The sequence below is a fragment of the Mesorhizobium sp. M7A.F.Ca.MR.362.00.0.0 genome (assembly GCF_004023175.1).
Classification (GTDB): domain Bacteria; phylum Pseudomonadota; class Alphaproteobacteria; order Rhizobiales; family Rhizobiaceae; genus Mesorhizobium.
In genome coordinates this window covers 1-263 of sequence record NZ_RZTF01001044.1, presented here as the reverse complement: position 1 = coordinate 263, position 263 = coordinate 1, and the positions used below count along the sequence as shown (strand labels likewise).

The following is a 263-nucleotide window of genomic DNA, read 5'->3' as shown; positions in this document are numbered from 1 at the left end:
CCAAAGAGAGACTGCATAAGAGCAAAGTAAAAAACACTAAAAATAAACAGCAGGTAAATGAAGCGGAAATAGATTTTCAAATGGACACTAAGCCTACTATGTGGGAAATCATTTCTCCTGATGGCTTTAAAATAAATGCAGAAGATTATGGAATTATAAAAACTTCTCTGGGTACTCAAACTTATTTTAGACCGGTCTATATCCCTAGAGACGGTTATCCTCGTAAAATGCAAACAAACTGGTTAAACAATCTTGCTTCTAGT

The 263-nt window shown here is 34.6% G+C and carries 1 protein-coding gene; it reads left to right on the top strand.

The genetic code is table 11. The annotated features are described in order from the left end of the window. The coding region (locus EOC06_RS39050) for a hypothetical protein (protein WP_206631443.1) at positions 1-263 on the top strand (263 nt) is incomplete at both ends.